The sequence below is a fragment of the Gulosibacter sp. genome (genome assembly GCF_052090685.1).
Classification (GTDB): Bacteria; Actinomycetota; Actinomycetes; order Actinomycetales; family Microbacteriaceae; genus Gulosibacter.
Window position 1 is genome coordinate 1 of sequence record NZ_JBQDBE010000039.1, and the last position, 5,806, is coordinate 5,806.

Here is a 5,806-nt window from a genome sequence, read left to right on the forward strand (position 1 = left end):
GACTTGCGGATATAGGCGATGGCTTCCATAGAGTCATTTTAGCGTTGGTTCCTCCGGGGTCGGGCAAAACGATGCTCGCGGAACGGCTCCCGGGGATACTTCCGGACCTCGACCCCGACCAGGCGATTGAGGTTGCGGCGCTCCGTTCGCTTCGCGGTCTGCCTCTGTCTGCTGAACTCAGTCTGCGGCCGCCATTTCAGTCGCCACACCACACCGCATCCGCGGTCTCGCTCATTGGTGGTGGATCGGGCGTGATCCAGCCCGGAGCGTTATCGCTGGCGGCGCACGGAGTGCTCTTCCTCGACGAAGCCCCAGAGTTTCCGCAGCGCGTGCTGGACAGTCTTCGACAGCCGCTCGAATCCGGCGAAATCACGATTAATCGCGCACGGGCGAGTGCCACCTTTCCCGCGCGAACTCAGCTCGTGCTCGCCGCCAATCCCTGTCCGTGTGGCAATGCCGGTGCCGCAGATCTTGATTGCACGTGCACTCCGAATGCGCAGCGTCGATATCTCACTCGGCTCAGTGGGCCGCTCATGGACCGCATTGACTTGCAGTTGCGGGTGGAAAAAGCCGGCCTCGCAGCGGTGCGGATGCAAGCAGACGGCATCATGGGAAACGTAAGCAGCACGCAAGCCGCGGCAAGAGTGCGGGAGGCACGCGACCGATCGCGAAAACGGCTCCGGGGCACGCCGTTTTCGCGAAATGCCGATATCTCCGGTGCTGCACTGCGACAGCTTGAATTGCGCCCCGAGCCCGGAGCTTCCGACCTGCTTGACCGTGCGCTTGCGCGCGGTCAGGTATCGATGCGCGGATACGCACGCGTGCAGCGCGTGGCATGGAGTCTTGCCGATCTCGACGGTCGCGATCGTCCCGGCTCGGCGCACATTGCGGAAGCCCTCTACTACCGAGTTCACGATGCCCAGAAAGGCGCCCAGTAGTCATGACTTCGACTCATCTATTCACGTTCTCTGCCGCGATGTCACGTGCGCTTGATCCGGACTCGATCGGGGCACTGATCCAGCCGCTGCGGAGTTTTCATCCGGTGACCTCGGAAGAACAACTCATGTCGCTGTATGGGCGCATCATGTGGAGCACGGTGGTCGAGCCGGGGGATGGGGATGCGGGTCTCCTTGCCGGGATGCTCGGGCCGGAGTCCGTGTTTGCCATTGCCGATAACCAGACCGGCGAAGTCATTGGTGCGCTGCGGCAGGACGGCATCACTGCCGACAGCGAAATGCTCGACCTCGGCAAGGCCCTCGAGCGTTGGCTGCCGCGCATGGACCTGGAGCGGGTCGCCACCATGTGTCGTGCCGCGGCAAAAATCGGACTCCAATTTTTGTCCCCCGAAGACCGGGAATGGCCGATGCAACTCAATGACCTTGGCGTGCACGCGCCGCAAGGCTTGTGGGTGCGCGGCGACATCGGCGTACTTCGTCACACGCTCGGCTCGGTGGCAATCGTGGGCTCTCGAGCGAGTACGCAGTATGGAAACCGTCTTGCGGGCGATCTCGCCGCCGGAGCGGCAAGCCTCGGCGCGGCAATAATCTCTGGCGGTGCTTACGGCATTGATGCGCAGGCGCATCGAGCCACGCTCGCAAGCGCTGGGACGACGATTGCCGTGCTTGCCGGCGGCGGCGACCGTCTCTATCCGGCGGGTAATCGAGAGCTGCTCACGCGGATTATTGCGGAGGGCGCGATCATCACCGAGGCGCCCTGCGGGCAAGCGCCGACACGCTGGAGATTCTTACAACGCAACCGATTAATCGCGGCGATCTCGCAGGCCACCGTTGTGGTGGAAGCTGGCGCACGCTCGGGTGCGCTCAATACGGCGAATCATGCGATGCAGCTGGGGCGGCCTTTGGGTGCGGTTCCCGGTCCGGTGACCAGTTCCGCCTCGGTGGGCTGCCACCGGTTGATTAAAGAGCAGCACGCCGAGCTCATCACCGATGTTTCGGATCTCATGAGTCTTCGTGGCGAGACTGCAGGCCTCTTCGGAGACCAGGAGCTGTTCTGGCAAGAGCGACCCACTGAATCTGTCCCCGTGGAGCTTGCTGATCTCGCTGAGGTGCTGAAACCTGAGCTCCCGCCTACGGCAATCCGCGTTTTTGACGCCTTGCGTCCGCGAAAGCGCCTGACGATTGCAGAGCTCGCGGCGCTCAGTGGGTTGAGCGCCGCGGACGTGCGTGGCGGGCTGACTGCATTACAGCTATCCGGGCTGGCCGAGACCGATGCGACCGGGTGGTGGAAGACGAGTTCGCTGCGCTCTGCCTAATTCGGGTTTGGGGGCAGGCTCCCTAAGCTGGGGGTATGACAAGTCTTCGGGATGCGATTCGCGACTACGTGCGCGCGCTCGATCTCGAGCTGGGGCGTTCCAGCCATACCTGCCGCGCGATTGAGGGGGACCTCACGCGGTTTGCAGACCATGTGGAACGTTCCGTAGGTGATCGAGATGAAAACGTCTCGATCGAAGCCTTGGACCTCGAGCAGTTTCGTGACTGGCTTTGGCACGAATCTCAGATCGGTATGGCACCGACGACGATCGCTCGTCGAGCCTCCACCGCGCGCGGCTTCACCGCGTGGTTGAAAGATACCGGGCGTGGCGAAGATATCGCCAGACGCTTGCGTTCGCCAAAAACTGGCCGATCACTGCCTCGAATGGTCTCCGCGGACTCGATGGCAGAAATCTTCGAGGACCTCCGTGCCCGAGCAGCGACGGGAGATCCAGTCGGTCTTCGCGATTTGGCAATCATCGAGTTGCTTTACGCGACCGGAGTGCGCGTATCGGAACTCTGCGCGCTCGATATGAACTCGATCGATGTTGATCAGCGGATCGTCCGGGTGATTGGCAAAGGCAATAAGGAGCGAGTGGTGCCGTTTGGGGCACCCGCCGCCGATGCGATTACTGACTGGCTCCATCGCGGGCGTCGAGAGCTCGAGAATGATCGATCCGAGGATGCATTATTTCTCGGCGCCCGCGGCGGCCGGGTGAACTCGCGAACCGTCTACGAATTGTCGAAGTCGGTCCTCGAACACGCACCCGGTTCGGGGCCCTCCGGAGCGCACACATTTCGACACACGGCTGCCACGCACTTGCTCGACGGAGGTGCGGACTTGCGTGGTGTGCAGGAATTCCTCGGACATGCCGATCTCGGGACCACGCAGATCTACACGCACGTATCAGCGGAACGTCTTCGGGAGACATACCAACGAGCGCACCCTCGCGCGTAGCAAATCTGCTGCACGAGGGTGCGCCCGGGCGGGTCCAGTCTCGGTCGAGTCCGCCAGATCAGCCCGATTCAGTGGATTACCAGAGTTGTGCTTTGTCCTTTCTTCGTTGCACGGCTCGTGACATTAGCCAGCCGCCGGCACCGACACACGCAATGCCAAGACCGACCGGAATCAACCAGGCAGTGGTGCTCGCGCCAGTTTCGGCGAGCGCGTCATCCTCCGGTGCTGGAACTGGAGCATCGGGTTCAGGTTGAACCTCGTGCTCGGGAGTCAACGGGGGAACCGAGGGTTCTGAATCGACAGGCGGCGACGACGGTGACTCACTTGGATCGCGTGACTCAGTTGGCTCGGGAGTTTCGCTTGGCTCAGGGGTCTGGGTCGCAGATGGCGACGTGTCGGGAGCTGGAGTGTCTGGCGAGCTTGGGGGAGTAGTTGACGATGTATTGGTCTGCGAGGGTTCTGGTTCGGATGTCGGTGGGGGTGTCGGTGTCGAATCAGGTTTGGGCGCGGTGGTAGTCGTTTCCGTTGTCGTGGGTTCTGGCTCTGCCGGCGGGATACTGGCCGGCGCCGTCGGTGTCGGCGTCGGCGTCGGCGTCGGTGTGGGCGCTGCTGTTGGGGTCGGCGTGGGTGTTGACTTGGGCGGAGACTTCGGCGGGAGGTCAATTTCCGTCTGCACGGAGGAATTCCAGGCCAGCCCGCGCTGCACGAGCAGCTGCTTGCCTTCGGTCACGAGAATGCGGACATCCGGCGACCAATAGTTCTCTGCTGGCACAGTGACGACTTCCGCTCGGACGCTCTGCGCATCCTGAGCCGCCACAATTGGAATCGAGTGCGAGTCAGCCGCGCCCAGGCGTACTTGTCGCTGCCCGTCATCGGCGTCGTAGGCGTTGGTGAGGGTCACGAGCGCCACCATCCCTTCGGGCACTGCACCAAGCTGCAGCTCAAGGTCTCGATCGGGCGAAGACACGAGGGTGCCGCGCACCGCGGTGGCAGTGGGAGCGACCTTAATGTTCCCAGCGTGGTTTCGAAGCCGGTCGACGCGCTGCATGACGTCGTCATGGACGTCTTCGGGAAGTCGACCGAGGTAATAGTCATCACCTCGGAAGTGATCTGGGTCGGCCGTTTCCCACACGAAGATTGCGGTTGCGGCGGTGTCTCTTGAATCGGTAGACGCTCCCATCGTCGCAACCGCCCAGTGCAATTGCGCGAGGGTGAGATCATCCATTGCCGCAACGGGCTCAGGGAGCGGTTCATCCTCGCCCAACAGGCGTGTCGGGGATCCGATCGGGGAGGGCACACCGATTTGGATGCAGTAGGCGTGGGCGTCGTCGAAGGTCATTGCGCCGACGAAAGCGGATGCACTGCCGTCTTGTGAGTAACCGGGGCCGGCATCGGCTGCGCGAGCGACACCGGCACCGAGCCAGACCCACGTGCAGGCAAGAGCCAACAGGGTAATGAACGCGAGAAAGAGACGTAGCGGTAGACCGGAGAATCGGTCGGGGTGTGGTGGGTCATTAAAGAAGGTCACAAAATCCTCGAATCAGTTTCAGTGCGGGCAGGGTTGGGAAAATCGCGCCGCGGGAATGCAAGGGTCCCGAGGCATGCGCCAGAGCAGGAAGTCGGTCTGTCCCGTTTAATTGCCGATCGGCAATAGAACGGCTCGGGGTACTGCGCCAAGGAGTGCCAAGGGATCGATATAGGTGTCCCCATCGCGGGCGCCGAGATGGAGCCCACCATTTGGGGCGTGTACCGAATCGACCGCGAGGTGACCGATCACTTCTCCGCGTGCCACCGCATCCCCCTTCGACACCGCCGCGGTGACGGGCTCGAAACTGGAAAGCAGTCCGTTGGGATGCGCAATGGAGAGCACCGGACGGTCGACTACCCAGCCCACGAAATGAACCACCCCGTCATCTGGCGCAAGAATTGGCGTATTCGCCGAAGCATCCAAATCGATGCCGCGGTGTCCGGCACCGTAGGGATGGGGTAAATCAAATGGTCTGAGGACATCTGGAATGGGGTTGATCGGCCACGACCAAATCGCATCGGAGTTTTCGGCCAGTGGCTGCGGCAGCATTGGCTCAACATTGGTGGTCGCGGAGGCAGCATCGGATAGCGGCAGGAAGCCAATTCCCACCACGACGAATAGCAGTGCGCTGATCGTGCGATAACTCAGGTTCGGAATCATGCGACCATCGTCGAGAAAGCGAGAAGATTCCGCTTGCCTATCGCGCGCAACTGTGGAAAACCGCTCCTCCACAGGCGCGACGGGTGCCACAACGCGGAAGAAGCGCTAAACTCGTAGTCGCAGTTCGTGAAAGCGGGCTGACTTCGCGTGCCCGGTTACGGTCGCGACCCTCGGTCCTCGTTGGCAACGACGAGGTGGGCGCTACCTCGGACACCAGGATTGCTGGACGTAAGAGCCAGCAGTAATAACCGCAATGCGCGTCACTTGACGTGCCCAAACACAAGGAGACTACGACCATGGCAGTCGTCTCAATGCGTCAGCTGCTTGACGCCGGTGTCCACTTCGGACACCAGACCCGTCGCTGGAACCCGAAGATGAAGCGCTTCATCT

The 5,806-nt window shown here is 62.0% G+C and carries 6 protein-coding genes; 4 read left to right on the forward strand and 2 right to left on the reverse strand.

The genetic code is table 11. The annotated features are described in order from the left end of the window. The 3 genes from ACTHXA_RS15220 to ACTHXA_RS15230 form a co-directional block, all read left to right on the forward strand. Positions 1-938: YifB family Mg chelatase-like AAA ATPase (locus ACTHXA_RS15220; RefSeq protein ID WP_441673728.1), on the forward strand; the 938-nt coding region annotated here is incomplete at its 5' end. 2 nt (positions 939-940) lie between these two features. Then, positions 941-2,272: a DNA-processing protein DprA gene (gene dprA, locus ACTHXA_RS15225; protein ID WP_441673729.1), complete on the forward strand. Its 1,332-nt coding sequence runs from the start codon at positions 941-943 to the stop codon at positions 2,270-2,272. Positions 2,273-2,307: 35 nt separating this feature from the next. Continuing rightward, positions 2,308-3,228: a tyrosine-type recombinase/integrase gene (locus tag ACTHXA_RS15230; protein ID WP_441673730.1), complete on the forward strand. Its 921-nt coding sequence runs from the start codon at positions 2,308-2,310 to the stop codon at positions 3,226-3,228. Between the two features lie 76 nt (positions 3,229-3,304). Here ACTHXA_RS15230 and ACTHXA_RS15235 read toward each other — a convergent pair whose 3' ends face one another. After that, positions 3,305-4,756, reverse strand: a complete 1,452-nt coding sequence (locus tag ACTHXA_RS15235) for a hypothetical protein (protein ID WP_441673731.1) — start codon at positions 4,754-4,756, stop codon at positions 3,305-3,307. A gap of 105 nt (positions 4,757-4,861) precedes the next feature. Beyond that, entirely contained in the window at positions 4,862-5,416 is a 555-nt protein-coding gene (locus tag ACTHXA_RS15240; protein ID WP_441673732.1) for a M23 family metallopeptidase, read from the reverse strand. Positions 5,417-5,712: 296 nt separating this feature from the next. On the opposite strand from ACTHXA_RS15240, the gene ACTHXA_RS15245 reads away from it, so the two are divergent. Next, a partial coding sequence (locus ACTHXA_RS15245) for a 30S ribosomal protein S2 (RefSeq protein WP_441673733.1) occupies positions 5,713-5,806 on the forward strand: 94 nt, incomplete at its 3' end.